The sequence below is a fragment of the Pseudomonas sp. PGPR N4 genome, from assembly GCF_059693665.1.
The window spans coordinates 253,783-279,869 of the sequence record NZ_JCAUKV010000005.1; the positions used below are offsets into that span (position 1 = coordinate 253,783).

The window sequence follows — 26,087 nt, forward strand, 5'->3', positions numbered from 1 at the left end:
GAGAGGGCTGCCTTGCTGCAGTTTATTGCGCGAGCGGTTCTACCCGCGCAGGCGTTGGTGATGACACCGACGCTTGCGCGGGCTGACCTGCTTCAATAGGTGCTGCAGCAGTACGTTGTTACTGAATCAGGCCGAATTCCCGGGCCAGGGTCTTGTAGTCGGCAACCTGTTTCTTGACGTAGGCGTCCAGCTCCGGCCCGGTCAGGGCGAACGGGAACAGCTCGCGCTGGTCACGCAGCTTGGCGAACTCCTCGGAGGTCAGCAGCTTGTCGAACGCGGCTTTCCACCAGGCGTAGTCTTCGTCGCTGACTTTTGGCCCGAGGTAGAAGCCACGTACCACTGGCCAGACGATGTCGTAGCCCTGTTCCTTGGCAGTTGGGATGTCCTTCATTTCCGGCTCATCGAGACGGTTCTCGGCGAATACGGCAAGGATGCGCATGTTGCCGCTCTGGATGTGCGGCATGGAGTCGGAGATATCGGTGGAGCCGACCTGAATGTGCCCGCCGAGCAGTGCAGTGGCGATTTCGCCGCCGCCTTCCAGGGCGACGTAGCGCAGGTCACGCGGGTTGATCCCGGCGGCCTTGGCGATCAGCGCGGTCTGCATCCAGTCCTGGCTGCCGACGGTGCCGCCGGAGCCGATTACCACTTTGCTCGGGTCTTTTTTCAGCGCAGCAACCAGGTCAGCCAGGTTTTTGTAAGGCGAGTCCTTGTTCACCGCGATCGCGCCATAGCTGGTGCCCACGGCCGCCAGCCACTTCACTGCGTTTTCATCGAAACGGCCGAACTTGCCTTGGGCCAGGTTCAGCAGCGAGCCACTGGACCAGGCCACCAGGGTGCCGGCATCGCCCGGGCGCTGGGCAACCACGGCGTTGTAGGCAACCGCACCAACGCCGCCAGGCATGTAGGTGACGCGCATCGGTTTACTGAGAATCTTCTCGTTGACCAGGGCGCTTTGCACCAGCTTGCAGGTCAGGTCGAAGCCGCCGCCGGGCGATGCTGGAGCGATACATTCAGGGCGTTTCGGTTCAGCAGCCAGGGCTTGACCGGCCAACAGCAGGCAACCGGTAGCGAGGACGAGGCGGCGCAGGGAAAAGGTCATCGTCTATCTCCGTAAATATTGTTGTTATGGGTTACCACAGGGCCACGCTGTAGCTCACCAGCAGCCGCACTTCGTCGGCGTCGCGGGCAAAATTCGAGCGGAAGGTGGCGTTACGCAGACGCACCGCGACGTTTTTCAACGGTCCGGTTTGTACTACGTATTTGAACTCGGTGTTGCGTTCCCACTCCTTGCCCTCGCTGCCATCGGCGCGGCTGACGTTGTCGCCACTGAGGTAGCGGGTCATGAAGGTCAGGCCGGGAATGCCCAGGGAGGCGAAGTTGTAGTCGTAACGCAGCTGCCAGGAGTGCTCGTCGGCACCGGCAAAGTCGTTGATCTGGACGAAGTTGACCAGGTACGGGTCGGCGCCATCGACGTAGGGGAAGGCGCTGTCGCCCGAGACGTGCTGATAGGCGCCGCTGAGCTTGTGGCCATCGAGGGCGTAGCTGAGCATGCCGTTGGCGGTGGTGTTGTCGATCTTGCCGGCGCGGGCCTGGCCCTGGTCGTCACTTATCGCCAGGCGCAGGTCGGCGCCAAAGGTGCCCGGGCCCCACGGCTGGGTCGCGACCATGCCAACGAAGTGCTGACGGTAGATGTCGTCAAGTTGGGCAACGTGATAGCTGCCGGTGATGCGGTCGGTGAATTTGTAGTCAAGGCCGGCCAGGTCATAGTTGTCGGCGGCGAAGGTTCCGCCGAAACGGCCGTTCTTGTTGTTGAGGGCGATGTCTTCCCAGTTGGTGTCGTTGCGGTCCTTGGCTTTTTCCAGACGTCCGGCGGTAACGGTCAGGTTGCTGATTTCGTTGGAGGTCAGCAAGCCACCCTCGAAGGTCTGCGGCAGAATCCGCCCGTCGTTGGGCTGCAGGGTCGGCAGTTCAGGGATCAGCGAACCCACTTTGAGCTCGGTCTTGGAAATCTTCACCTTGCCGGTCAGACCGAGCTTGGAGTACTCGTCGGCAGCCTTGCCGTCATCATGGGTCGGCAACAGCCCGGTGCCGGTGCGGTCTTCGCTGGAGTCGAGCTTGATCCCGACCATGCCCAGTGCGTCCAGGCCAAAGCCGACAGTGCCTTCGGTGTACCCGGATTCGAAATTGAGCATGAAGCCCTGCGCCCACTCGTCACGTTTGGACTGCTGGCTGCTGGTGCCGTCACGGAAATCACGGTTGAAGTACATGTTGCGGGTTTCGAAGGTGGCGCTGCTGTCTTCGAAGAAGGCCGCCTGGCTGACAGGCGCGATACCGGCGAGCGCAAGGGCGCTGGCAATGGCAGTGGGGCGTGGACGAATGGAACGGGTAGGCGCGAACGCCTGCGGCTGTGATGACAGCATCGTCGAGTGACTCCGTTTATTGTTTTTATTGGTCTGCACCTTGCTGGTGCTTATGAACGCTCGGGGCATTCTTGATCCGATGCTAGGCGGCCAACCTTTCGCTAACCTTTCAACATGAAAGGTTTGTCATATTGGGGCTTCACAGGTGTGCCGACGGCGGTACACTCCGCGCCAACTAACGCGCCCCCACTTCACCGAAGGGAGAAACCGATGCGAGTGCTGCTGGTTGAAGACCACCTGCAACTGGCCGAAAGCGTGGCTCAGGCGCTCAAGAGTCAGGGCCTGACTGTGGACGTGCTACACGACGGCATCGCCGCTGACCTGGCGCTGACCAGCGAGGAATACGCGGTGGCGGTGCTCGATGTCGGCCTGCCGCGGATGGACGGTTTTGAAGTGCTGGCGCGGCTGCGCGGCCGCGGCAAGACCTTGCCGGTGCTGATGCTGACTGCCCGCAGTGACGTCAAGGATCGTGTGCACGGGCTCAACCTGGGCGCCGACGATTACCTGGCCAAGCCGTTCGAGTTGACTGAGCTGGAGGCGCGGGTCAAGGCCCTGCTGCGGCGCAGTGTGCTTGGTGGCGAACGCCAGCAGCGCTGTGGTCCGCTGGTCTACGACCTCGACACCCGTCGTTTCAGCCTGGGTGACGAGCACCTGACCCTGACCTCGCGCGAGCAAAGTGTGCTGCAGGCAATGATTGCCCGGCCCGGACGAGTGATGAGCAAGGAGCAACTGGCGGCGCAGGTGTTTGGCCTCGACGAAGAAGCCAGCCCTGATGCCATAGAAATCTACGTGCACCGGCTGCGCAAGAAACTCGACGGCCATGCGGTTGCCATCGTCACCTTCCGCGGTCTTGGCTACCTGCTGGAGCACCGTGATGCGTGATGGCGCCAGCCTGCGCGGGCGGCTGCTGGGCAATCTTGCGCTGCTGCTGGTGGTACTGATGCTGGCCAGCGGCCTGAGCGCCTACTGGAACGGCCGCGAGGCCGCGGACACTGCCTATGACCGTACGCTGCTGGCGTCGGCGCGGACCATTGCTGCGGGCTTGTCCCAGCGCGACGGCACACTGAGTGCCGATGTGCCCTATGTGGCGCTGGACACCTTCGCCTACGACAGTGCCGGACGCATTTACTACCAGGTGTTGGACATCAACCAGCGCTTGATCTCGGGGTACGAAAAGCTCCCACCACCACCGCCCGGCACGCCTCGCACTGACGACTATCCGGCCTTGGCGCGTTTCTACAATGCCTCCTACCTTGGCCAGGATGTACGTGTGGTCAGCCTGCTCAAGGCGGTCAGCGAGCCGAACATGAACGGCATGGCCGAGATTCGCGTGGCCGAAACCGAAGAGGCGCGGGTGAGCATGGCCCGTGGGCTGATGGCCGATACCCTGTTGCGGCTGGGGATGCTGGCGCTGGCGGCGCTGGTCATGGTCTGGTTCGCGGTCAGTGCAGCGCTGCGCCCGCTCGAGCGCTTGCGCAGTGCGGTAGAGGAGCGCCAGCCGGACGACCTGCGCGCCTTGCCAACAGTACAGGTGCAGCATGAGCTGGGGCCATTGGTGCGTGCGCTCAATCACTTTACCGAGCGGCTGCGCGCACAGTTCGAGCGCCAGGCGCAGTTTATTGCCGATGCCGCGCATGAACTGCGTACGCCGCTGGCAGCGCTCAAGGCGCGGGTCGAGTTGGGCCTGCGCTCGCAGGACCCGCAGGAGTGGCGGCAGACCCTTGAGTCGGCTGCCCAAGGTACTGACCGGCTGACCCATTTGGCCAACCAGTTGCTGTCGTTGGCGCGCGTTGAAAACGGCGCGCGGGCGATTGCCGAGGGCGGGGCGCAGCGGCTTGATCTGAGCCAGCTGAGCCGGGAGTTGGGGATGGCCATGGCGCCGTTGGCGCATGCCCGTGGTGTGTTGTTGGCGCTGGAAGCTGACTCGCCGGTCTGGCTCAAGGGCGAGCCGACTTTGCTCAACGAGCTGCTCAGCAACCTGATCGATAACGCGCTGGCGCACACGCCGGTTGGCGGCAATGTGATCTTGCGTGTGTTGGCGCCGGCGGTGCTCGAGGTCGAAGATGATGGCCCGGGCATTCCTGAAGCTGAGCGTGAGCGGGTGTTCGAGCGCTTTTACCGGCGTAGTGCTCAAGGCAGTGGGCTGGGGTTGGCGATTGTCGGGGAAATCTGTCGGGCGCATCTGGCCCAGATCAGTTTGCATGACGGCGAAAATGGAGGTTTGAAGGTCAGGGTCAGCTTTATTGCTGACCAGGGCTTGGATCGCGTGAACATTTAGCCCTTTCCCGGCCACTAGCCCTCAGCGCAACATGCTTCGCGCTTCGAGCAGCTCTGCTACTTCCAGCTCCGTGCCCTGCGGCAGGCCGAGGTGCCGATAGGCGGGCAGTGCCGCCAGGGGCCGGCTGCGGCCGCGCTGGCTCAGGCAGCGGGCGATTTGCACCACGTCGATGTAATCGACCTTGTCGGTGCGCCGATCCAGATCCTGGATTAGCCCAGGCAGCTTGACCAGTTGCTCGGGGAACTCCCAGTCACTGAGGATCTTGTCGCCCAGGACCGGCTGGATCTGCTCGATCACATAGTTCAGGCAGACCGGGTCGGACAGCAACTCGTTGTGCTCTTCGGCATAGATCAGCACCGGCAGCGCGCCGATCTGATGAACAAGGCCACCGAGGGTCGCCTGATCGGGCTTGAGGTCAGTGTAGCGGCGACACAGCTCATAGCTGATGCCGGCAACTTCCAGGCTGGTGGCCCAGATATCGCGCAACTTTTGCTCCACCGCAGGCGAGCGGGCATGGAAGATCTGCTCGATTACCAGCCCGATCGACAGGTTGCAGCTGTAGTTGATGCCCAGCCGGGTAATCGCCGTGTGCAGATCGGTGACTTCGACGGCGGCGCGCAACAGGGGGCTGTTGACCACTTTGATCAAGCGCGCAGATAGCGCGGCATCGCGGCCGATCACCCTGCTCAGGGCCGAAACGCTGATCTCGCTGTCTTCAGCAGCCTCGCGGATGCTCAGTGCCACTTCCGGCAGGGTCGGCAGGACCAGGTCGTCATTGGCGATGGCAGTGAGTAATTGCGCCTGGACCATCTCGGCCAGTCTGTTCATGGAGATTCTCTACCGCAGTGTGGCAGCCCCGCACGGTGCGGGGCAGGCTGGTCAGCGCTGGATTTCCCGGTCGCGGTCCAGTTCGTAAGGCAGGCTCAGCAAGGTCAGGCGTGGGCCTTCGAGGCTGAGCAGGTGCAGGTTGTCATCTTCTACCGCGTCGGCGCTGATCACTGCGAGCAGTTCGCAGCCTTGTTCACAGGCAGCTGCCAGCACGACTTCGCCAACCGCAGAACCGTGGGTGGGCGAAAAGATCTGGCTGCCGGGCGCAGGCACATCGGCAACGGCCAGAGCCAGTCGGTACTGACGGCGTTTGAGCTTGCCCAGGTACTGCATGCGCGCGACGATTTCCTGGCCGGTATAACAGCCTTTCTTGAAACTCACGCCGCCCACCGCCTGCAGATTGATCATCTGCGGAATGAACAGTTCACGGGTCTGCTCGAAAACCTGGCCAATACCAGCGCGGATCTGCCCCAGTAGCCAGTCGTTGAGGCTGCCTTCGCTGAGCGTACCAGCGAGTTGCTGCTGCACGTTGTGGGCCTGTTCAGCCGGGACCCACAGTTCGACGCGGCCGGGCGAAACGCGGATAGCGATCAGGCCATGTTCACGGACCGTTGCGCCATCTTCAGCGGGCACATCCAGGCCAAGTGCGAGCAAGGCCTGCTCAGCGTGCTCCAGCCCAAAGCGGACCCAGCTGGCGCTTTCGTCGGTCAGCGTGGCCTTGGAAAATACCGCGTATTTTTTCAGGTCGGCCAGCTGTGCATCGATCAGGCCGCGGGCCATCGCCAGCAGCAAGCCGTTGCCCTCGGGCACGATACGGAAGCTCGACTGCATACGGCCTTTGACCATGCAGCGCGCGCCCAGGCTCGATTGCTCCTGGCTTAGGTAGTTGAGATTACAGGTCAGCTGGCCTTGCAGAAACTTGCCAGCGTCGGAGCCGCGAACGGCGAGGATGCCCTCGTGGGCAAGGGAGCAATAGAAAGCAGAGTCGGCCATGGGTCATCGCGGTTGCTTGAGACTGGTAGCCATCATAGAACGCTGGTAACAAAATAGGTAGGTGACTAGACCAACGCCTTGTGCCGCCGTGTGCCCGGCGCGGTATACTCGCCGCCCATTCGAGGAGGGTCCCATGGTCGAACAAACTGAAATCAACCGGCTTTTCTGGCACAGCCGCCGCGGCATGCTGGAGCTCGACGTGCTGCTGGTGCCCTTCACCCAGGAAGTCTACGCCACCCTGAACGAAGCGGACCGCGAGCTTTACGTGCGCTTGCTGGCTTGTGAAGACCAGGACATGTTCGGCTGGTTCATGGAGCGCAGCGAGTCTGAAGACCCTGAGCTGCAGCGCATGGTTCGGATCATTCTGGACCGTGTCCAGCCCAAGTGAGCAGTTCCAGTGCCGTTGGCAGGGCTCACGCCGGCTGCTGACGGCCTATCTGGCGAGTCTGGCGCTGGCATTGCTGGCGCTTTGGCTGAGCGAGCCGCGCTGGTGGCTGCTGCCACTCGCCGCGGGCTGCCTTAGCCACGCCTGCTGGGTCATTCCCCGGCGCATCCTGCTTACTCATCCTGACGCCATCACCGGCCTGCGCCGCGACAGCCAAGGCTGGCAGCTGTACAGCCGCAGCCAGGGCTGGCAGGCGGTGCGCCTGCTGCCGGACAGCATGGCTCTGCCGGGGCTGGTGGTATTGCGTTTCGTGCGAGCGGGGCGGCGCCTCAGCGAAAGTCAGTGCGTTTGTCCTGACGCGCTGGCGCTGGAGCAACACCGGCGCCTGCGCCTGCGCTTGAAGTTCAGTCGCAGGCGCTGGGCGCAGCCTTCTTGAGCCCGCTCAGAGCGGGCTGAGAATGGTATCGCGCGCTTCGGGCAGCATCGCCGGATAGTCCAGGGTGTAGTGCAGGCCGCGGCTTTCCTTGCGCTGCATCGCCGAGCGAATCATCAATTCGGCGACCTGGGCCAGATTGCGCAGCTCAATCAAATCGCGGCTGACCTTGTAGTTGCTGTAGAACTCGTCGATCTCATCCAGCAGCAGGCGTACACGGTGTTCAGCCCGTTGCAGGCGCTTGCTGGTGCGCACGATCCCGACGTAGTCCCACATGAAGCGCCGCAGTTCGTCCCAGTTGTGCGCAATGATCACGTCTTCGTCCGAATCGGTAACCTGGCTGGCATCCCAGCAAGGCAGAGCCTGCGGCATTTCGACCCGGTCCAGGCTCGCTTCGATGTCGGCAGCCGCCGAGCGGCCATAAACAAAGCACTCCAGCAGCGAGTTGCTGGCCATCCGGTTGGCGCCGTGCAAGCCGGTGAAGCTGGTCTCGCCAATGGCATACAAGCCGGGCACGTCGGTGTGACCGCGATCGTCGACCATCACCCCGCCGCAGGTGTAGTGCGCAGCCGGGACCACCGGAATCGGCTGGCGCGTGATGTCGATGCCGAAGGTCAGGCAGCGCTCGTACACGGTCGGGAAGTGGCTCTTGATGAACTCGGCTGGCTTGTGGGTGATGTCCAGGTAAACGCAGTCCACACCCAGGCGCTTCATTTCGTGGTCGATAGCGCGCGCGACGATATCCCGTGGTGCCAGTTCTTCGCGTGGGTCGAAGCGCGGCATGAAGCGCTCGCCATTGGGCAGGCGCAGCAGGGCGCCCTCGCCGCGCAGGGCCTCGGTGACCAGGAAGCTCTTGGCCTGCGGGTGGTACAGGCAGGTCGGGTGAAACTGGTTGAATTCAAGGTTGGCGACCCGGCAGCCCGCGCGCCAGGCCATGGCAATGCCATCGCCGCAGGCGCCGTCGGGGTTGCTGGTATAGAGGTAGACCTTGGCTGCACCGCCGGTTGCAAGCACGGTGAAGCGCGCGCCGAAGGTATCCACCTCGCCGCTGTTGCGGTCCAGTACGTAGGCGCCGAGGCAGCGCTCGCCGTCCAGGCCAAGGCGGCGCTCGGTGATCAGGTCGACGGCGACGCGCTGCTCCAGCAGGGTGATGTTGGACCGTTGCCGGGCGCGCTGCAGCAGGGTGGTAAAGATCGCCGCACCGGTAGCGTCGGCCGCATGGATGATGCGCCGGTGGCTGTGGCCGCCTTCGCGGGTCAGGTGAAATTCGAAGCTGCGGTCGTCACCCGGTGGGTGTTCGTCGCGAGTAAATGGCACGCCTTGTTCGATCAGCCACTCAATCGCTTCGCGACTATGCTCAACGGTAAACCGCACCGCTTCTTCCGAGCACAGTCCGCCGCCGGCATTGAGGGTGTCCTCGACATGCGACTGCACAGTGTCGGTGTCGTCAAGCACGGCGGCAACGCCGCCCTGGGCCCAAAAGGTCGAGCCATTGGCCAGGTCACCCTTGCTCAGCACAGCGATGCGCAGGTGATCCGGAAGGTTGAGTGCCAGGCTGAGGCCTGCGGCCCCACTGCCGATCACCAGGACATCGTATTGGAATTGTTTGCTCATGTCGGGGCACTAGTAATCTAGGGGAGGGGAACGGCACAATAGCGATGCGCAGATGGCATTGTGAAACTATCGTGAAAACGTTGCCGGGATGCCTTTATAGCAGCCCCGGGTGCCTGATTTCCAATGGCGCTTGTCACGCAACGGCGATCTTCCGGGAACTTTCCAGTCTGGCTGGAAATCCTATGAAGGCTGCCCATACGCCACGAATGCCAAGGCGACGCAGGGCAGTAGCTCGAAATGGGCTGATACCTGCGTAAATCAAGACCAGATCAATGACGCGGCCGGCCGTGACCGTACTGCGTCTTTTTCGTGCGAGCCGACCAGAGGCCGCAGGAAACTTGCTTGGAGGGGAGAACTTTTGCGCAAAGCCCGAGTCTATGTTTGCAAGCCTGAACGGTGGCTGTTGCAATGCTCCTTCAAGTTCACTGAGGAGTATTCATGCTAACCCAGGAAGAGGATCAGCAGCTTGTCGAGCGCGTGCAGCGCGGCGACAGGCGAGCGTTCGATCTGTTGGTGCTGAAGTATCAGCACAAGATTCTCGGGTTGATCGTGCGCTTTGTACACGACACCCATGAAGCCCAGGATGTGGCGCAGGAAGCCTTCATCAAGGCCTACAGGGCGCTAGGCAATTTCCGCGGTGACAGCGCGTTTTATACCTGGCTGTACCGCATCGCCATCAACACGGCGAAAAACTATCTGGTGTCCCGCGGTAGAAGGCCACCCGACAGTGATGTGAGCTCCGAGGATGCGGAGTTCTATGACGGCGATCATGGTCTCAAGGATCTCGAGTCCCCAGAACGCTCGTTGTTGCGGGATGAGATCGAAGGTACCGTCCATCGGACCATCCAGCAACTGCCAGAAGATCTGCGCACGGCACTAACTTTGCGCGAATTTGATGGTCTGAGTTATGAGGACATTGCGAGCGTCATGCAATGTCCGGTGGGGACCGTGCGCTCAAGGATTTTCCGCGCTCGGGAGGCCATTGATAAAGCCTTGCAGCCGTTGCTGCAGGAATCCTGAGACAGCGGCTACAGCCAAGAGAGGAACCGCCATGAGTCGTGAAGCTTTGCAGGAATCGCTGTCCGCCGTAATGGACAACGAAGCGGATGAATTGGAGCTGCGTCGTGTTTTGAGCGCCACTGATGACGCCGACACCCGTGCTACCTGGTCGCGTTACCAGGTTGCCCGTGCAGCCATGCACAAGGAACTGCTGCTGCCCAAGCTGGACATCGCTGCGGCGGTCTCTGCTGCACTGGCCGATGAGGCTGTGCCAGCCAAGGTCAAGCAAGGCCCTTGGCGTAGCATCGGCCGTTTGGCCGTGGCTGCCTCGGTAACCGTTGCAGTACTGGCCGGCGTGCGTCTGTATAACCAGGACGAAATCACCGGTAGCGAACTGGCTGCGCAACAGCCTGCTCAGCAAGGTCTGACCATGCCGCAAACGCAAGGTCCGGCAGTTCTGGCTGGCTACAGCGAGAGCAGCGAGCAGCCCACCGGGCCGATGGCCAATGGTGTCTTGCAGAGCCAGGAAGGCTGGGACAAGCGTCTGCCGGGCTACTTGAAGCAGCACGCTCAGGAATCAGCGCTCAAGGGCACTGAAACCGCACTGCCATACGCCCGCGCCGCTAGCCTGGAAAACCGCTAGTTAAGGAGCATCATGCGCGCGCTACCTCTTCTGTCACTGCTGGTAGGCAGTTGCATGATGGTGCCAGCGTTGGCAGCCAACTCTTCGCCTCAGGCGAATGAGTGGCTGAACAAGCTGGCACGAGCTGAGCAATCCCAGAGCTACCAGGGTTCGTTCGTTTACGAACGCAACGGCAGCTTCTCTTCCCACGACATCTGGCACCGCGTTGCCAATGGATCGGTCAGCGAGCGGCTGTTGCAGCTCGATGGTACGGCTCAGGAGATCGTCCGCGTGGACGGTCAGGTGCAGTGCGTCAGTGGCGATCTGGTGAGTGGCGTCTCGACGCCGCCCAGCTCTGCCCCGCGGGTGCTGGACCCCCTCAAACTGATGAGCTGGTACGACTTGAGCGTTGCCGGCAAGTCGCGGGTTGCCGGGCGCGATGCGGTGATTATCACCCTGACCCCCCGTGACCAGCATCGCTACGCCTTCGAATTGCATCTGGACCGCCAGACCGCATTGCCCCTGCGTTCGTTGATGCTCAACGACAAGGGTCAATTGCTCGAGCGTTTCCAGATGACTCGTCTGGATACCACACCGCCAACCGAGCAAGCGATGCGCCCAAGTGATGCGTGCAAGCCTGTAGAACATGCAGTTGCAGCTTCGCCGTTGCCGGCAGTAGGTGGTTGGCGCTCCGATTGGTTGCCGCCCGGTTTCGAGTTGGTCAACAGCTCGGTACGCAGTGATGTTTCGCGCAAGACCACTGTCAGCAGTCTGATGTATGACGATGGGCTGACTCGTTTTTCGGTATTTCTGGAGCCGGTCAAGGATGATTCAGGTAACGATACCCGCGTGCAGCTTGGTCCGACCGTGGCTGTCTCGCGCTACCTCAATACTCCCAAGGGTAAGGTCATCGTCACGGTGGTTGGCGAGATCCCGTTGGGTACTGCCGAGCGCGTTGCATTGTCCATGCGTGCTCAGGATGCCCAGGCCAGCCAGTAGCGGCGCGCCTGCGTTTGCAGCCCTTCACGTAATCGGCTGAAATGAAATTAACGCAATGTCATTTGCAATCCCTTCGTAAATTTTCTATAGGTCAGAGTCCTCGGGGTCTGGCCTTTCCTGCATCTGCAGGGGTCTTAATGCAATTTACGCTCGTTGTGACGGGAGCCGTATGTCAATACCACGCTTGAAACCCTATCTCTCCATGTTCGCCGCCGTGCTGATGCTCGGCCAGGTGCTGACGGCCCAGGCTGAAGAAGCACTGCCGGACTTCACTACGCTGGTCGAGCAGGCTTCGCCGGCGGTGGTGAACATCAGTACCAAGCAGAAGCTGCCTGATCGGCGCATCGCTGCCGGGCAGATGCCTGATCTTGAAGGCCTGCCGCCGATGTTCCGTGAATTCTTCGAGCGCAACATGCCACAACAGCCGCGTTCGCCGCGCGGCGACCGCCAGCGCGAAGCGCAATCGCTGGGTTCGGGCTTCATCATTTCCAGCGATGGTTATGTGCTGACCAACAACCATGTGGTCGCCGACGCTGACGAGATCATCGTGCGCCTGTCCGACCGCAGCGAGCTGCAGGCCAAGCTGGTCGGCACCGACCCGCGCACCGACGTCGCTTTGCTCAAGGTTGAAGGCAAGGATCTGCCGATCGTCAAGCTGGGCGATTCGGAGAAACTCAAAGTCGGCGAATGGGTACTGGCTATCGGCTCGCCGTTCGGCTTTGATCACTCGGTAACCAAAGGCATCGTCAGCGCCAAAGGCCGGACCCTGCCCAACGACACCTACGTGCCGTTCATCCAGACCGACGTGGCGATCAACCCGGGTAACTCCGGCGGCCCGCTGTTCAACATGAAAGGCGAAGTGGTCGGCATCAACTCGCAGATCTTCACCCGCTCTGGCGGCTTCATGGGCCTGTCGTTCGCGATCCCGATCGACGTGGCGCTGGATGTCTCCAATCAGCTCAAGAAAGACGGCAAGGTCAATCGCGGTTGGTTGGGTGTGGTGATCCAGGAGGTCAACAAGGACCTGGCCGAGTCGTTCGGTCTGGACAAGCCTGCCGGCGCCCTGGTAGCTCAGGTGCTGGAAGACGGTCCAGCGGCCAAAGGCGGTTTGCAGGTCGGTGATGTCATCCTCAGCATGAATGGCCAGCCGATCGTCATGTCGGCAGACCTGCCGCACCTGGTCGGCAGCCTCAAGGATGGCGCCAAGGCCAAGCTTGAGATCATCCGCAACGGCAAGCGGCAGAACCTCGACGTAACTGTCGGCGCTTTGCCTGATGAAGATGCCGATATCACCACACCTGGCCAGGGCAGTGCCGAGCGCAGCAGCAACCGCCTCGGTGTAGCGGTTTCGGACCTGACCGCCGAGCAGAAAAAAGCTCTCGAACTCAAGGGGGGCGTGGTCATCAAGGAAGTGCTGGATGGTCCGGCGGCGTTGATCGGTCTGCGTCCGGGTGACGTCATCAGCCACCTCAACAATCAGGCCATTGGCTCGGCCAAAGAGTTCACCGAGATCGCCAAGGACCTGCCGAAGAATCGCTCGGTGTCGATGCGAGTGCTGCGCCAAGGGCGCGCCAGCTTCATCACCTTCAAGCTGGCTGAATAAGCATAGCGGCAGCGCAATACAGGGCAGCTTCGGCTGCCCTTTTTTGTAAACGGATGAAAATTTCATGGCGGCCTGCCAAGCCACGCGGGATTGCAGCCGATCAGGAATCTCCCACAAGGCTGCGGCTTAAGGTACAATTCCCGGCTATTTTTCGGCGGGCGTCCGGCTCGCAGCCATTTCGAGTAGTGACCCGTGAGTGATTTGAGTCATATCCGCAATTTCTCCATCATCGCCCACATCGACCACGGCAAGTCGACGCTGGCCGACCGTTTCATTCAGATGTGCGGTGGCCTCTCGGCGCGCGAAATGGAAGCCCAGGTGCTCGATTCGATGGATCTGGAGCGCGAGCGCGGCATCACCATCAAAGCCCATAGCGTCACGCTGCATTACAAGGCGCAGGACGGCAAGACCTACCAGCTGAACTTCATCGACACTCCCGGCCACGTAGACTTCACCTATGAAGTCAGCCGGTCGCTGGCCGCCTGTGAAGGCGCGTTGTTGGTGGTCGATGCTGGCCAGGGTGTCGAAGCCCAGTCCGTGGCCAACTGCTACACCGCTATCGAGCAGGGCCTTGAGGTCATGCCGGTACTGAACAAGATGGACCTGCCCCAGGCCGATCCGGACCGCGTCAAGGACGAAATCGAGAAGATCATCGGTATCGACGCGGCCGACGCCGTAGCCTGCAGCGCCAAGAGCGGCATGGGCGTGGACGAGGTGCTCGAGCGCCTTGTGCAGCAGATCCCGGCGCCAACCGGTGACATCGATGCACCACTGCAAGCGCTGATCATCGACTCCTGGTTCGACAACTACCTGGGCGTCGTGTCCCTGGTTCGCGTGCGCCACGGCCGCGTGAAAAAGGGCGACAAGATTCTGGTCAAGTCGACCGGCAAGGTTCACCTGGTCGACAGCGTCGGCGTGTTCACGCCAAAGCACACCCAGACCGCCGATCTCAAAGCAGGCGAAGTGGGCTTCATCATTGCCAGCATCAAGGAAATTCTCGGCGCGCCGGTCGGCGACACCCTGACCTTGAGCTCCACCCCCGAGGTGGAAGTGCTGCCAGGCTTCAAACGTATTCAGCCACAGGTCTACGCTGGCCTGTTTCCGGTGTCTTCCGATGATTTCGAAGACTTCCGCGATGCGCTGCAAAAGCTGACCCTGAACGACTCGTCGCTGCAGTACGCGCCTGAAAGCTCGGATGCACTGGGCTTTGGCTTCCGTTGTGGCTTCCTCGGCATGCTGCACATGGAGATCATCCAGGAGCGCCTCGAGCGCGAATATGACCTGGACCTGATCACCACGGCGCCGAGCGTGATCTTCGAGATCAAGCTCAAGACCGGTGAAACCATTCACGTCGACAACCCGTCGAAACTGCCGGATGTATCAGCAGTCGAAGACTTCCGTGAGCCAATCGTGCGCGCCAATATCCTGGTGCCGCAAGAACACCTGGGTAACGTCATTACCCTGTGCATCGAGAAGCGCGGTGTCCAGCGTGACATGCAGTTCCTCGGTACTCAGGTGCAGGTAAGCTACGATCTGCCAATGAACGAGGTGGTACTGGACTTCTTCGACCGTTTGAAGTCGACCAGCCGCGGTTACGCGTCGCTGGACTACCATTTCGATCGTTACCAGTCGGCCAACCTGGTCAAGCTGGACGTGTTGATCAACGGCGACAAGGTTGATGCGCTGGCGCTGATCGTGCACCGCGACAACGCCCACTACAAAGGGCGCGCGCTGACCGAGAAAATGAAAGAACTGATTCCTCGGCAGATGTTCGACGTCGCGATCCAGGCCGCCATCGGCGGGCAGATCGTCGCCCGGACCACTGTCAAGGCGCTCAGAAAGAACGTACTGGCCAAGTGTTATGGCGGCGACGTCAGCCGTAAACGCAAACTGCTCGAAAAGCAGAAAGCCGGTAAGAAACGCATGAAACAGGTCGGTAACGTGGAAATTCCACAAGAAGCCTTCCTCGCCGTGCTCAGGTTGGATAGCTAGGTCCTATGTCGCTAAATTTCCCGCTGTTGCTCGTCATCGCCGTTGCCGTCTGTGGCTTGTTGGCTCTGATCGATCTGCTGTTCCTGGCTCCGCGCCGGCGGGCGGCGATTGCCACCTATCAGGGCAGCGTCAGCCAGCCAGAAATGGCCGTGGTCGAGAAGCTGAACAAGGAGCCGTTGCTGGTTGAGTACGGCAAGTCGTTCTTCCCGGTGCTGTTCATCGTGCTGGTGCTGCGCTCGTTCCTGGTAGAGCCGTTCCAGATTCCTTCCGGGTCGATGAAACCGACGCTGGAAGTGGGCGACTTCATCCTGGTGAACAAGTTCTCCTACGGCATTCGCCTGCCGGTGATCGACAAGAAGGTCATCGAGATTGGTCAGCCGCAGCGGGGCGACGTGATGGTGTTCCGCTATCCGAGCGACCCCAACGTCAACTACATCAAGCGTGTGGTTGGCCTGCCGGGCGACCAGATCGGCTACACCAGCGACAAGCGCCTGTTCGTCAATGGCAAGCAGGTCGCCGAGCAGTTGGTCGGTAGCGAACCAGGCACCTTGGGCAGCGCTGAGCTGTACAAGGAGCAATTGGGCGCGGCCGAGCACATGATCCGCAAGGAAATGAGCCGCTACCGCATGCCGCCTGACCAGCAATGGACGGTACCCGCCGGCCATTACTTCATGATGGGCGACAACCGCGACAACTCCAACGACAGCCGTTTCTGGGATGATCCAAACATTCCCAAGGAACTGCATGGCATGGTTCCGGACCGCAATATCGTCGGCAAGGCGTTTGCAGTCTGGATGAGTTGGCCAGAGCCCAAGCTCAGCCACCTGCCCAACCTGTCGCGGGTCGGCCTGATCCATTGATACCCATCGGCGCTGTCTGCAGACAGCGCCGAATGCTTTTCTGACATAGGCTGTGTACTCAAGGTCGAGAGCGTCTTGAAACACGGGGGCGCTACCAACTGGCAGCGATTCACAGCCATACCGTCTTTTCAGGATGTTGATTTGAACAACGCGTTGAACAACAAACGGGTGGCCGCATGACTGCTTCCCTCGCACGCCTGGAGCGCAAGCTCGGCTATACCTTCAAGGATCAGGACCAGATGTTGCTGGCCCTGACCCATCGCAGCTATGCCGGGCGCAATAACGAGCGCCTGGAGTTTCTTGGCGACGCCATCCTCAATTTCGTCGCCGGCGAGGCGCTGTTCGAGCGCTTCCCGCAGGCCCGCGAAGGCCAGCTGTCGCGCCTGCGCGCACGCCTGGTCAAGGGTGAAACTCTGGCGCGGCTGGCGCGTGGATTCGACCTGGGCGAATTCCTCCGACTGGGTTCGGGTGAGCTGAAAAGCGGTGGTTTTCGCCGCGAATCGATCCTCGCCGATGCCCTCGAGGCGCTGATTGGCGCCATCTATCTGGATGCCGACATGCAGACCGCGCGCGAGCGCATTCTGGCCTGGCTGACCGATGAGTTCGAGAGCCTGACACTGGTCGACACCAATAAAGACCCGAAAACCCGCCTGCAGGAGTTTCTGCAGTCGCGTGGTTGCGATTTGCCGCGTTATGAAGTGGTCGATATCCAGGGCGAACCTCATTGCCGGACCTTCTTCGTCGAATGCGAAGTGGTCCTGCTGAACAACAAGAGCCGTGGCCAGGGCGTAAGCCGGCGTATTGCCGAGCAAGTCGCCGCCGCCGCTGCACTGATCGCCCTGGGCGTGGAGAATGGTAATGACTGAGAACAACCCAACCCGTTGCGGCTACGTAGCCATTGTCGGTCGCCCCAACGTTGGCAAGTCGACCTTGCTCAACCATATCCTCGGGCAAAAGCTGGCGATCACCTCGCGCAAGCCGCAGACCACCCGCCACAACATGCTCGGGATCAAGACCGAGGGTGACGTGCAGGCGATCTACGTCGATACCCCAGGCATGCACAAGGCCAACGACAAGGCGCTCAACCGCTACATGAACCGCACCGCTTCGGCCGCCCTCAAGGACGTCGACGTGGTGATCTTCGTGGTTGACCGCACCCGCTGGACCGACGAGGACCAACTGGTGCTCGAGCGTGTCCAGTACGTTACCGGCCCGCTGATCATCGCGGTCAACAAGACCGACCGGATGGACGAGAAGGCCGAATTGATCCCGCACCTGAAATGGCTGCAGGAGCAACTGCCGAACGCCGAAGTCGTGCCGATCTCCGCCCAGCAGGGGCACAACCTCGAAGCGCTGGAAGCACTGATCGCCAAGCAGCTGCCGGAGAACGATCACTTCTTCCCGGAAGACCAGATCACCGACCGCAGCAGCCGCTTCCTCGCCGCCGAACTGGTCCGCGAGAAGATCATGCGCCAACTGGGTGCCGAGCTGCCGTACCAGATCACTGTCGAGATCGAAGAGTTCAAGCAGCAAGGCCATGTGCTGCACATCCATGCCCTGATCCTCGTCGAGCGTGATGGCCAGAAGAAGATCATCATTGGCGACAAAGGCGAGCGTATCAAGCGCATCGGCTCCGACGCGCGCAAGGACATGGAAACGCTGTTCGACGCCAAGGTCATGCTCAACCTTTGGGTCAAGGTCAAAGGCGGTTGGTCCGATGATGAGCGCGCCCTGCGCTCGCTGGGCTACGGCGACCTGTAACACACCCCCAACGGCCCGGATTGTTCCGGGCCGTTCTGCATCCGGGCCTTCCCCATGGAACAACCTCAAGGTCAGCCGGCGTACGTGCTGCACAGCCGTGCGTACCGCGAGACCAGCGCGCTGGTGGACTTTTTCACGCCGCAAGGTCGCGTGCGTGCGGTGCTGCGCCGGGCGCGGGGCAAGGGTGGCAGCCTGGTGCGCTCGTTCGTGCCGTTGGAAGTCGAGCTGCGTGGGCGCGGCGAGCTGAAAAACGTCAACCGCCTCGACAGCGCCGGCATTGCCGCCTGGCTCAATGGTGATGCACTGTTCAGCGGCTTGTACCTGAATGAACTGCTGATGCGCCTGCTGCCGGCCGAGGCGCCATACCCAGCGCTGTTCGAGCACTATGCCCTGACCCTGCAGGCGTTGGGCCAGGGCCGGCCATTGGAGCCGTTGCTGCGGGCCTTTGAATGGCGCCTGCTGGAGCAGCTCGGTTACGCCTTTGCCCTGGATCACGACGTCAACGCCGAGCCTATCGCCGCCACTGGTCTGTACCGCCTGCAGGTCGACGCCGGGCTTGAGCGGGTGGAGCTGTTCCAGCCCGGGTTGTTCAAGGGCGATGAACTGCTCGCACTGGCCCACGCCGAGTGGGAAGCGCCTGGCGCATTGCTGGCAGCCAAGCGACTGATGCGCCAGGCCCTGGCCGTCCACCTGGGGCCAAAACCGTTGGTGAGTCGGGAGTTGTTTCGCAAGCGCTGAGCACGTCGTATGCTGTGCGGCTACATCTTCAGGAGAGCCTTTCGTGACTCATAGCAACCGCATGCTTCTCGGCGTCAACATCGACCACGTGGCGACCTTGCGCCAGGCCCGCGGCACCCGCTATCCAGATCCGGTCAAGGCCGCGCTGGACGCCGAAGAAGCGGGCGCCGACGGCATTACCGTACACCTGCGTGAAGACCGCCGGCATATCCAGGAGCGCGATGTACTGTTGCTCAAGGACGTGCTGCAGACGCGGATGAACTTCGAGATGGGCGTTACCGAAGAGATGATGCTGTTCGCTGAGCAGATTCGCCCGGCGCACATCTGCCTGGTCCCGGAAACCCGTCAGGAACTGACCACCGAAGGCGGCCTCGATGTGGCCGGTCAGGAAGCGCGGATCAAGGCGGCCGTCGAGCGCCTGGCCCGCACCGGCGCTGAAGTGTCGTTGTTCATCGATGCCGACGAGCGCCAGATCGAAGCTTCGCGACGGGTCGGCGCGCCGGCCATCGAGCTGCACACCGGTCGCTATGCCGATGCGCTGACCCCAACCGAGGTGGCCGATGAGCTCAAGCGCATCGCCGACGGCGTCGCGTTTGGCGTCGGCCAGGGCCTGATCGTCAACGCCGGCCACGGCCTGCATTACCACAACGTCGAGGCGGTCGCGGCGATCAAGGGCATCAACGAGCTGAACATCGGTCACGCGCTGGTGGCGCATGCGCTGTTTGTCGGCTTCAAGGCCGCCGTGGCTGAAATGAAGGCGTTGATCCTGCAGGCCTCGCGCTGATCGGCGTCACTCGGCACGAAACAGCAAGGTAAACCGGGTTGGCCCATGCGCCTGGCTGCTGACCTCGACCCGGCCGCCGTGCAGTTGCATGATCGACTGCACGATCGCCAGCCCCAGGCCAGTGCCGCCATCGAGCCGCGAGCGACCGCTGTCGGCCCGGTAGAACCTTTCGAACAGGTGTGGCAGGTGCTCGTCAGCGATCCCCGGCCCGTGGTTCTCAACCCATACCCAGGCCTGCTGTGCATGGCGGCCAATGCCAATGGTTACGACGCTGCCCTCGGGGCCATGTCTTAGTGCGTTGCTGAGCAGGTTGGACAAGGCCCGTTGGCACATCAGCCGGTCGCCCAGGGCGGTGGCCCAGCCTTGATGCCTGATCTCGATATCCTTCACTTCGGCGCTGATGGCAAACAGCTCGCTGACGCGCACGACTTCGTCGGCCAGCGCCAGCGGTTTGAACTCGACCTGGGCCTGCGGCTGGCTGACCTGCGCGAGAAACAACATGTCGTTGATGATGCGGTTGAGCCGAGTCAGTTCTTCGATGCTGTCTTCCAGCACCTCGCGATAATCGCCGCTGTCGCGTGGGCGGGCGAGGGTAACCTGGGCCTTGCCCATCAGGTTGCTCAGGGGCGTGCGTAGCTCATGCGCGAGGTCGTCGGAAAACTGCGACAACTGGCGCACACCCTGATCGAGCCGATCCAGCATCACATTGATCGAGCGGGCGAGGTCGGCCAGTTCCTGCGGCAGGCCGCTGGAGGGCAGTCGATGGTCGAGCGCTTGCGCAGACACCTGGCCGGCGATCCGGCGAAACCGCCTCAGTGGTTTCAAACTGCGCTGCACCAGCTTCCAGGCACAGACGCCAATCAGCAGCAGTAACAACGGCAAGGCCAGCAGAGTCGAGCGCAGGTAGGCGTGCAACAGGTAGTGATCGTCGGCGCGATTGAGGGTCATCATTACCCGCACCGGGGTGTCATCGCGCAGCCGCATCGCCTGCGTCACGCTGAGAAACTGTGCTCCGCTGCTGTCCTTCCATTCCTGAAAGGTCTGGCCGTCGCTCCACGGCAGCTCGCGCAGGCGCTGTGACTGCAGCGCCGGGCCCAGGCTGAGCAAGGCTGCATGGCGGCCATTAAGAGCAATCACGCTGAGGCTTAGGTTGTCATGGCCCATGACCAGGTCGAGCAGTGGGTGGGCACGGCTGGCCAGGTCAGCGCTACGCAGGTCGACCCGCAGGTTGTGTTCTACCTGCAGCATCTTGCGCGCGAGGTCCTTGCGCGCGCGGCTGTCCAGCTCATGGTCGAGGGCAAACACCGCCAGGCAGGCCAACAGCAGCACCAGCGCGGCGCCCATCAGGGTCACGCTCAGACCAAGCCGCAGAGACAGGCTGGCGGGTTTCAACGGCGCGCCTCGAGCACGTAGCCAACACCGCGCAGGGTGTGGATCAGTTTGTCTTCGAAGGGATCGTCGATCTTGGCCCGCAAGCGCCGGATCGACACCTCGACAACGTTGGTGTCGCAATCGAAGTTCATGTCCCACACCAACGAGATGATCTGCGTGCGTGACAGCACCTCGCCGCTCTGGCGCATCAGCAGGTGCAGCAGCGAGAACTCCTTGGCAGTGAGGTCGATACGTGTGCTGCCACGCCAGGCCCGGTGGCGGCCAGGGTCCAGCTCCAGGTCGGCGACGCGCAATGTGCTTGGCTGCACCTGCTGATCGTTGCGCCGCAACAGACTGCGGATCCGCGCCAGCAATTCGGGAAATTCGAATGGCTTGAGCAGGTAGTCATCCGCGCCCAGATCCAGGCCCTTGACCCGGTCAGACAGGCGACCGTGAGCGGTGAGCATCATGATTCGCGTGGCCGACTCGGCGCGTAGCCGTTGCAGTACGGCCCAGCCGTCCAGTTCCGGCAGGTTGACGTCCAGAATGACCAGGTCATAGGCCTGCTGGCGGGCCATGTGCAGGCCGTCGATGCCAGTGTGTGCGCAATCCACGACATAGCCGTTTTCGCGCAGCCCCTGCTGAAGGTAATCGGCAGTCCGCAGTTCGTCCTCGATGATCAGTAGGCGCATGCTTGGGCTCAGGCAGAATTCGGGAGAGGGATTGTCGACCCTGAAGCTGGATCAAGGTCAAGCGCGCGATAGTACGCCAAGCCTGGGGTGGATCGGCGTGGATAACGGATTTGTAATCAGCGCGTCATCTGGCGGTTAGCCAGACGACGCGCTGAGTAGACAGGATGGTTGCGGCCGGGTTTACTTGCGCGCCAGGATCGTCGCCCGCCGCGGGGCGGGCAGGCCTTCGATGGTGCGGCTGTGGTCCTGCGGGTCGAGAAAGTCGCTCAGAGACTGGTAGCGCATCCACTCGGTGCTGCGCTGCTCCTCGACACTGGTGACACTGACGTCGACGCAGCGCACGTCACTGAAGCCGGCGCGCCGCAGCAGGCGCTCCAGTGCCGGTACCGAAGGCAAGAACCAGACATTGCGCATCTGCGCATAGCGGTCTTCGGGAACCAGCACTTGATTCTCGTCGCCTTCGATGACCAGAGTTTCCAGCACCAGCTCGCCGCCTTTTACCAGGCAGTCCTTGAGCGCCAGCAAGTGCTCGATGGGCGAACGACGGTGATAGAACACACCCATCGAAAACACCGTGTCGAAGCCTTCGAGGTTGGCCGGCAGTTCCTCAAGGGCGAATGGCAGGTGCCACGCCGGCAGCTCGGGCAGGTACTTGTGCACCGCCTGGAACTGGCAGAAAAACAGCCAGTTGGGGTCGACTCCGACCACCATGTCAGCGCCGGCGCCGAGCATGCGCCATTGGTAGTAGCCATTGCCACAGCCGACATCCAGCACACGCTTGCCGGTCAGGTCCAGGTGCGGGCTGACCCGCGCCCACTTCCAGTCCGAATGCCATTCGGTGTCGACATGGACGCCAAACAACTCGAATGGGCCCTTGCGCCAAGGCGACAGGCCCATCAAGGCCTGCTGCAGCTGAGCGCGCGTTGCCTCATCGCAGGGGCTGTGCAGGCTTAGGCCATTGACCAGGTCAACTTCACTCGGCACGAGCTCAGGCAGCGCCTCGAGGGCGCCATGCCAGCGCTCAAGGTCACCGTGGCCTTTTTCCATCTTGCTGGCCAGTTGGGCTTGCAGGCCTTGTGACCAGGTGGCCAGGGGGGTGCCCGCCAGACGGCGGACCAGGGGGGACAAATCGATCATGGCAGGGCTATCAGTGAGGCGAAGTTTAGGCATTGGAACCACGGCACGACCTTGCTGAAACCGGCCGCATGCAGGCGCGCCTTGTGGGTTTCGAGGGTGTCGGGTTTCATCACGTGTTCGATGGCGCTGCGCTTCTGGGCAATTTCCAGTTCGCTGTAGCCGTTGGCGCGTTTGAAGTCCAGGTGCAGTTCGTTCAGGAGTGCCTGTTCCTGGTCATCGGCGAAGCAGAGTTTTTCCGAGAGGATCAACGCCCCGCCCGGCAGCAGTGTCTGGCGGATGCGGCTGAGCAGTTCGAGGCGCTGGGTGGGGGCGATGAACTGCAGGGTGAAATTCATCGCCACCACCGAGGCTGGCTCGAATGGCAGGGCCAGAATATCCGCCTCGAGCACCTGGACCGGGAGCAGTTCCTGGAACATCGAGTCTTGCGCTGTGAGGTACTGGCGACAGCGTTCGACCATGGCTGCCGAGTTGTCCACGGCGATCACCCGGCAGCCGTCGCTGCGCACGTGGCGGCGCAACGACTGGGTAACCGCACCCAGCGAGGCGCCGAGGTCATACAGCGCGGAGTGTGGCTGGGCAAAACGTGCGGCCAGCACGCCAAGGTTTTCGACGATGGTCGGGTAACCGGGCACCGAGCGCTTGATCATGTCCGGGAACACCCGCACCACGTCCTCGTTGAAGACGAAGTCGGGCACCTGGTCCAGGGGCCTTGCAAACAGGCGGTCGGGTGTCTGGCTCACTGCGGGCTCTTGGGAAAAAAGGTGGGGCAGTATTCTAGCTAACGCGGTCGTCGCTGCCTATGTAGCCGGGCCAGACAGCGCAAATCGGGGACCGGTGGCAACGATTCCATTTCTCAGCGTTCTGGCGTCGAGCGTTGACATTTCTGTCAGTGCTTCAACGTTGTGCCGACTTCGGTCGGGTGCTCACAGGCTTAGGCTCTTAGTCGCAGTCAAGGCCATGATCCCGTGTTGCCAATTGACATTGCGTGGAGAGCAGCGATGAGTGAGAACACTGAAACCCCGGTGAAGTCGGGCGCAGCAGACGCGGTTCGCCCCCCGACGTTTGAAGAACTGACGCCGAGTGAGCGGGCTGAGCGGATTCCCCAACAGATCTTCGATTTGAAGAAAGACGAACCGGCTTTCATTTTCAGCAAGGACAACCTGCTGATGATAAAGCGTTACGAAGCGGCCGTGCGCCGATTGCCCTCCTCTCGCGAGGAACTTGCCGGTACGCTGGATTTTTCCGCCGTGGGGTTAGAGATTGACGACGTGCACCGTTTCTACGACGACCTGCGCACGCATGTCAACGGATGGGATGACATCGAAGATGCGTGCAAGAAGATGGGCAGCGAACTGCAGGTATTCGCCGAGACCTTGTTCACTGAAGGGGTAGCTTTTATTGCCGAGTTGAAATTGACTGACGCGTGGGCATCGTTGGAAAACACGTCACTCAATGATATTGATCTGGAAAAAACACCGCCTGTTCCGCTGTCCAGCAAGGACGCGGCGACCTTTAAGGAGGGCGTGGACAGTTACCTGAAAGAGATTGAATCGCAGATCAAGGAGCGATTGAAGTCGATCCGGCATGTCAAAGCGCTCACTGATAGGTTTGCAGATGTCATTGGCAGTCACCTTAAGCCGACTGCGGACGGTTTGCTCAAGGCGATGAACAAGAAAGACGTTTCCCTTGAAGTGCAGAAAATCGACCTGGAGTTGACGGAGCTGGATAACGCGATCGAGCGCAAGCTTGACGAGTATAACGGTCTGGTCGGCGCTTCCTTTTATGGCCTTGTTTTCGGGCCGGTAGGGCTCTTGATTACCGGTGGCATCTACGGTGCTCAGGCCGAGGAAGTGCGGGTCGAGAAGAATACGCTGATCGCCAGACGGGAAGCGTCGGCTGTTCGTAAGAGCAACTTGCTCGCGCAGTCTGAAAGCTTTGAATCGACCAAGAGACTGATCATGGACTTGCAGTTCCGTCTGGTCGAGGTCAGGACCGCCGTCAAGAATCTCGAAGATGTCTGGGTGTTGCTGGAAGTCTACGTTGAGCAATCGTTGGCGCAGCTCGAAAAAGTTGACACCCAGGTAATGCTGAAAAAATTTGTGCGGCAGTTTCAGCGAGTGATCAGTCCTTGGAAAGACATCCTGGGAATCTCCAAGACAATTTCAAAGTTGTTCAATGAAACGATAGTCTCTTAAGGGAAGGTTGGGTTATGGACATGAAAAACACGGCGTCGCTGTTGCCTGATATTGCGAACATGCTGAAGGTCGAGACGCGAGTCAACGATATCGCTCACGGTGAAGCCACATTGATGCTGCCCGCCCTGCGCGAGCAGATTGGCGATCTGTCGAAACGTATCGAACACGGTAACAAGGTACTTCGGAAAAAAATCCTCGCGGCGTGGGTTGCATTAAAGGGGCCACTGGAGGACGCCCAGGAGGATGAAAGTGAAGAGAACGGGCAGGAGCTGCTGCGGGCGCGAGGTACTGTGCAGCAGGCGATGGCCCAGGCAAGCGGCGCCATCGCCGACGTCAACAGCCACCCGTTACCTGACGCTGCAGTGCTACGGGGGGAACTCAGGTCGTCGATCAGCGCGCAACAATCAGCGATCAGTGGTCTTGAAGAAATGCTGGCGAAACAGCAGCAGCGCCTGGACGACATTCACCAGCTCATTGATGCCTTGGAAAAGCCCTCGGTGAGCAAAGCGTTCAAAGGCCTTATTCCCAAAGAGCAGGATGTTGATGCCGCCCTGGCTCTGCTCAAGGACCCAAGCCTCGATCCAGCCGTGATCAAGGCCGGCATTCGCAGACTCAACGAAGGGGTCGACGAACTGGCTGCCGCCCGCAAGTTTGCCGATCTGGTCAAGGCGGTGGGTGTCCTGGACAAACGTCTGAAGGAACAGCACGAGAGTCTTGCGCAGACTCAGGCGCGTCTGGCCAGGAGTCAGGAGGAACTTGCGCAGTACGACGGGCTGGATGAACTGGGCACGCTGCACGGTCAATGGTTGCAGGAGGCGGCCAAACTCACCAGCGGTTGGCAGCCTTTGGAACAACTGGCAATCAATACCGTCGAGCGAAGTGAGCTGCTGACGGCGTTGCGCAACATCCACGACTACTTGTTGCAGGTGCGCCGGCAATTCGAGGGTGGGTGATCAGCATCACCTGACCGAGATGGCGCAATCGAAGGTTTGCACTGGCCGTACTTCTGGTGCCCAGGGCTGCTGGTAAACCAGAGTCAGCTGGGCTGCTCCGACAGCCTTGGCCTGGAACCGCCAGGTCGAGACGCCAGCGCTGCCGACCAGGCCGGCCGCTTCCGGCTGGCTGTACACCTCCGGGCTCAGCGCTCGGAGGACTTCAGGTGCAGCGTCGTCGACCCGCCAGCGGTAGCCGGTGGTCGGGTTGCTCGGGAGGCTCAACGTCAGGCTCTGACCCAGTTGCAGGCGGACCGGACATTCATGTTTCGCGTCCAGGTCGACGTTCTGCGGGGGCTGCTGGGCGCAGGCGGTGATCAGGGTCAGGCTTGAGGCGACAAGGAGGCGGGTGGCTGTCATGTTGGCTCCGGAAACGGGCGATGACCGAGCA

General features: G+C 61.4%; 26 protein-coding genes. 16 read left to right on the top strand and 10 right to left on the bottom strand.

The annotated features are described in order from the left end of the window. Positions 1 to 118 precede the first annotated feature (118 nt). Together AC58X1_RS19625 and AC58X1_RS19630 are read right to left on the bottom strand one after the other, a co-directional pair. The gene (locus AC58X1_RS19625; protein ID WP_150570590.1) at positions 119 to 1,099 is read right to left on the bottom strand and encodes a Bug family tripartite tricarboxylate transporter substrate binding protein; all 981 of its coding nucleotides are present in this window, start codon (positions 1,097 to 1,099) and stop codon (positions 119 to 121) included. A 31-nt stretch (positions 1,100 to 1,130) separates the two neighbouring features. Then, positions 1,131 to 2,420: an OprD family porin gene (locus AC58X1_RS19630; protein WP_101321900.1), complete on the bottom strand. Its 1,290-nt coding sequence runs from the start codon at positions 2,418 to 2,420 to the stop codon at positions 1,131 to 1,133. 210 nt (positions 2,421 to 2,630) lie between these two features. On the opposite strand from AC58X1_RS19630, the gene AC58X1_RS19635 reads away from it, so the two are divergent. Together AC58X1_RS19635 and AC58X1_RS19640 are read left to right on the top strand one after the other, a co-directional pair. Next, the gene (locus AC58X1_RS19635) at positions 2,631 to 3,302 is read left to right on the top strand and encodes a response regulator (protein ID WP_101321899.1); all 672 of its coding nucleotides are present in this window, start codon (positions 2,631 to 2,633) and stop codon (positions 3,300 to 3,302) included. Further along, the gene (locus AC58X1_RS19640) at positions 3,295 to 4,698 is read left to right on the top strand and encodes a sensor histidine kinase (protein WP_497429341.1); all 1,404 of its coding nucleotides are present in this window, start codon (positions 3,295 to 3,297) and stop codon (positions 4,696 to 4,698) included. The genes AC58X1_RS19635 and AC58X1_RS19640 overlap by 8 nt, the downstream gene beginning before the upstream one ends. 21 nt (positions 4,699 to 4,719) lie before the next feature. Here the strand turns inward: AC58X1_RS19640 and AC58X1_RS19645 are convergent, their stop codons facing one another. Further along, complete coding sequence (locus tag AC58X1_RS19645) at positions 4,720 to 5,526, bottom strand: HDOD domain-containing protein (RefSeq protein ID WP_101321897.1); 807 nt, start codon at positions 5,524 to 5,526, stop codon at positions 4,720 to 4,722. A 51-nt stretch (positions 5,527 to 5,577) separates the two neighbouring features. Then, positions 5,578 to 6,519: a CAF17-like 4Fe-4S cluster assembly/insertion protein YgfZ gene (gene ygfZ, locus AC58X1_RS19650; RefSeq protein ID WP_150570588.1), complete on the bottom strand. Its 942-nt coding sequence runs from the start codon at positions 6,517 to 6,519 to the stop codon at positions 5,578 to 5,580. Positions 6,520 to 6,652: 133 nt separating this feature from the next. Here ygfZ and AC58X1_RS19655 point away from each other — a divergent pair, with 133 nt between their 5' ends. Beyond that, a complete protein-coding gene (locus AC58X1_RS19655) occupies positions 6,653 to 6,907 on the top strand; it encodes an FAD assembly factor SdhE (protein WP_101321895.1) in 255 nt (84 codons plus the stop codon). Continuing rightward, complete coding sequence (locus AC58X1_RS19660; protein WP_101321894.1) at positions 6,891 to 7,340, top strand: protein YgfX; 450 nt, start codon at positions 6,891 to 6,893, stop codon at positions 7,338 to 7,340. The genes AC58X1_RS19655 and AC58X1_RS19660 overlap by 17 nt, the downstream gene beginning before the upstream one ends. A gap of 6 nt (positions 7,341 to 7,346) precedes the next feature. Here AC58X1_RS19660 and nadB read toward each other — a convergent pair whose 3' ends face one another. Beyond that, positions 7,347 to 8,951 carry an L-aspartate oxidase gene (gene nadB, locus AC58X1_RS19665; RefSeq protein WP_150570586.1) on the bottom strand — a complete coding sequence of 535 codons (1,605 nt, stop codon included), beginning with the start codon at positions 8,949 to 8,951 and terminating at the stop codon, positions 7,347 to 7,349. Between the two features lie 438 nt (positions 8,952 to 9,389). Here nadB and rpoE point away from each other — a divergent pair, with 438 nt between their 5' ends. The 10 genes from rpoE (at position 9,390) to pdxJ (ending at position 19,309) form a co-directional block, all read left to right on the top strand. Beyond that, positions 9,390 to 9,971: an RNA polymerase sigma factor RpoE/AlgU gene (gene rpoE, locus AC58X1_RS19670; RefSeq protein WP_011535354.1), complete on the top strand. Its 582-nt coding sequence runs from the start codon at positions 9,390 to 9,392 to the stop codon at positions 9,969 to 9,971. Between the two features lie 31 nt (positions 9,972 to 10,002). Beyond that, positions 10,003 to 10,593, top strand: coding sequence for an RseA family anti-sigma factor (locus AC58X1_RS19675; RefSeq protein WP_497429342.1), 591 nt, complete (start codon positions 10,003 to 10,005; stop codon positions 10,591 to 10,593). A 12-nt stretch (positions 10,594 to 10,605) separates the two neighbouring features. After that, on the top strand, positions 10,606 to 11,571 hold the full coding sequence (locus AC58X1_RS19680; protein ID WP_101321887.1) for a MucB/RseB C-terminal domain-containing protein: 966 nt from the start codon (positions 10,606 to 10,608) through the stop codon (positions 11,569 to 11,571). 202 nt (positions 11,572 to 11,773) lie between these two features. Further along, positions 11,774 to 13,174, top strand: coding sequence for a DegQ family serine endoprotease (locus tag AC58X1_RS19685; RefSeq protein WP_371918946.1), 1,401 nt, complete (start codon positions 11,774 to 11,776; stop codon positions 13,172 to 13,174). 192 nt (positions 13,175 to 13,366) lie between these two features. Further along, positions 13,367 to 15,166: a translation elongation factor 4 gene (lepA, locus tag AC58X1_RS19690; RefSeq protein WP_103438390.1), complete on the top strand. Its 1,800-nt coding sequence runs from the start codon at positions 13,367 to 13,369 to the stop codon at positions 15,164 to 15,166. A gap of 5 nt (positions 15,167 to 15,171) precedes the next feature. Beyond that, a complete protein-coding gene (gene lepB, locus AC58X1_RS19695; protein ID WP_101321884.1) occupies positions 15,172 to 16,026 on the top strand; it encodes a signal peptidase I in 855 nt (284 codons plus the stop codon). Between the two features lie 176 nt (positions 16,027 to 16,202). Then, positions 16,203 to 16,892 carry a ribonuclease III gene (rnc, locus tag AC58X1_RS19700; RefSeq protein WP_101321883.1) on the top strand — a complete coding sequence of 230 codons (690 nt, stop codon included), beginning with the start codon at positions 16,203 to 16,205 and terminating at the stop codon, positions 16,890 to 16,892. Then, positions 16,885 to 17,787: a GTPase Era gene (gene era, locus AC58X1_RS19705; protein ID WP_101321882.1), complete on the top strand. Its 903-nt coding sequence runs from the start codon at positions 16,885 to 16,887 to the stop codon at positions 17,785 to 17,787. Before rnc ends, era begins: the two co-directional genes overlap by 8 nt. A gap of 54 nt (positions 17,788 to 17,841) precedes the next feature. After that, a complete protein-coding gene (gene recO, locus AC58X1_RS19710; protein WP_312386932.1) occupies positions 17,842 to 18,525 on the top strand; it encodes a DNA repair protein RecO in 684 nt (227 codons plus the stop codon). A gap of 61 nt (positions 18,526 to 18,586) precedes the next feature. Further along, the gene (pdxJ, locus tag AC58X1_RS19715) at positions 18,587 to 19,309 is read left to right on the top strand and encodes a pyridoxine 5'-phosphate synthase (RefSeq protein ID WP_219855757.1); all 723 of its coding nucleotides are present in this window, start codon (positions 18,587 to 18,589) and stop codon (positions 19,307 to 19,309) included. Positions 19,310 to 19,315: 6 nt separating this feature from the next. On the opposite strand, the gene AC58X1_RS19720 is transcribed toward pdxJ, so the two are convergent. From AC58X1_RS19720 to cmoA, 4 genes are all read right to left on the bottom strand, one after another. Then, positions 19,316 to 20,701, bottom strand: coding sequence for a heavy metal sensor histidine kinase (locus AC58X1_RS19720; protein WP_101321879.1), 1,386 nt, complete (start codon positions 20,699 to 20,701; stop codon positions 19,316 to 19,318). Then, positions 20,698 to 21,372: a heavy metal response regulator transcription factor gene (locus AC58X1_RS19725; RefSeq protein ID WP_101321878.1), complete on the bottom strand. Its 675-nt coding sequence runs from the start codon at positions 21,370 to 21,372 to the stop codon at positions 20,698 to 20,700. The genes AC58X1_RS19720 and AC58X1_RS19725 overlap by 4 nt, the downstream gene beginning before the upstream one ends. 180 nt (positions 21,373 to 21,552) lie before the next feature. Next, positions 21,553 to 22,509, bottom strand: a complete 957-nt coding sequence (cmoB, locus tag AC58X1_RS19730; RefSeq protein WP_101321877.1) for a tRNA 5-methoxyuridine(34)/uridine 5-oxyacetic acid(34) synthase CmoB — start codon at positions 22,507 to 22,509, stop codon at positions 21,553 to 21,555. Then, positions 22,506 to 23,249 (bottom strand): carboxy-S-adenosyl-L-methionine synthase CmoA, encoded by a 744-nt coding sequence (cmoA, locus tag AC58X1_RS19735; RefSeq protein ID WP_101321876.1) that lies wholly within the window; start codon positions 23,247 to 23,249, stop codon positions 22,506 to 22,508. Before cmoA ends, cmoB begins: the two co-directional genes overlap by 4 nt. A 258-nt stretch (positions 23,250 to 23,507) precedes the next feature. Here cmoA and AC58X1_RS19740 point away from each other — a divergent pair, with 258 nt between their 5' ends. Together AC58X1_RS19740 and AC58X1_RS19745 are read left to right on the top strand one after the other, a co-directional pair. Then, positions 23,508 to 24,704 (top strand): alpha-xenorhabdolysin family binary toxin subunit A, encoded by a 1,197-nt coding sequence (locus tag AC58X1_RS19740; protein ID WP_497429343.1) that lies wholly within the window; start codon positions 23,508 to 23,510, stop codon positions 24,702 to 24,704. Between the two features lie 14 nt (positions 24,705 to 24,718). After that, complete coding sequence (locus AC58X1_RS19745; RefSeq protein ID WP_497429344.1) at positions 24,719 to 25,657, top strand: alpha-xenorhabdolysin family binary toxin subunit B; 939 nt, start codon at positions 24,719 to 24,721, stop codon at positions 25,655 to 25,657. Positions 25,658 to 25,663: 6 nt separating this feature from the next. Here AC58X1_RS19745 and AC58X1_RS19750 read toward each other — a convergent pair whose 3' ends face one another. Further along, positions 25,664 to 26,056: a protease inhibitor I42 family protein gene (locus AC58X1_RS19750; protein ID WP_101321873.1), complete on the bottom strand. Its 393-nt coding sequence runs from the start codon at positions 26,054 to 26,056 to the stop codon at positions 25,664 to 25,666. Between the last annotated feature and the right edge of the window lie 31 nt (positions 26,057 to 26,087).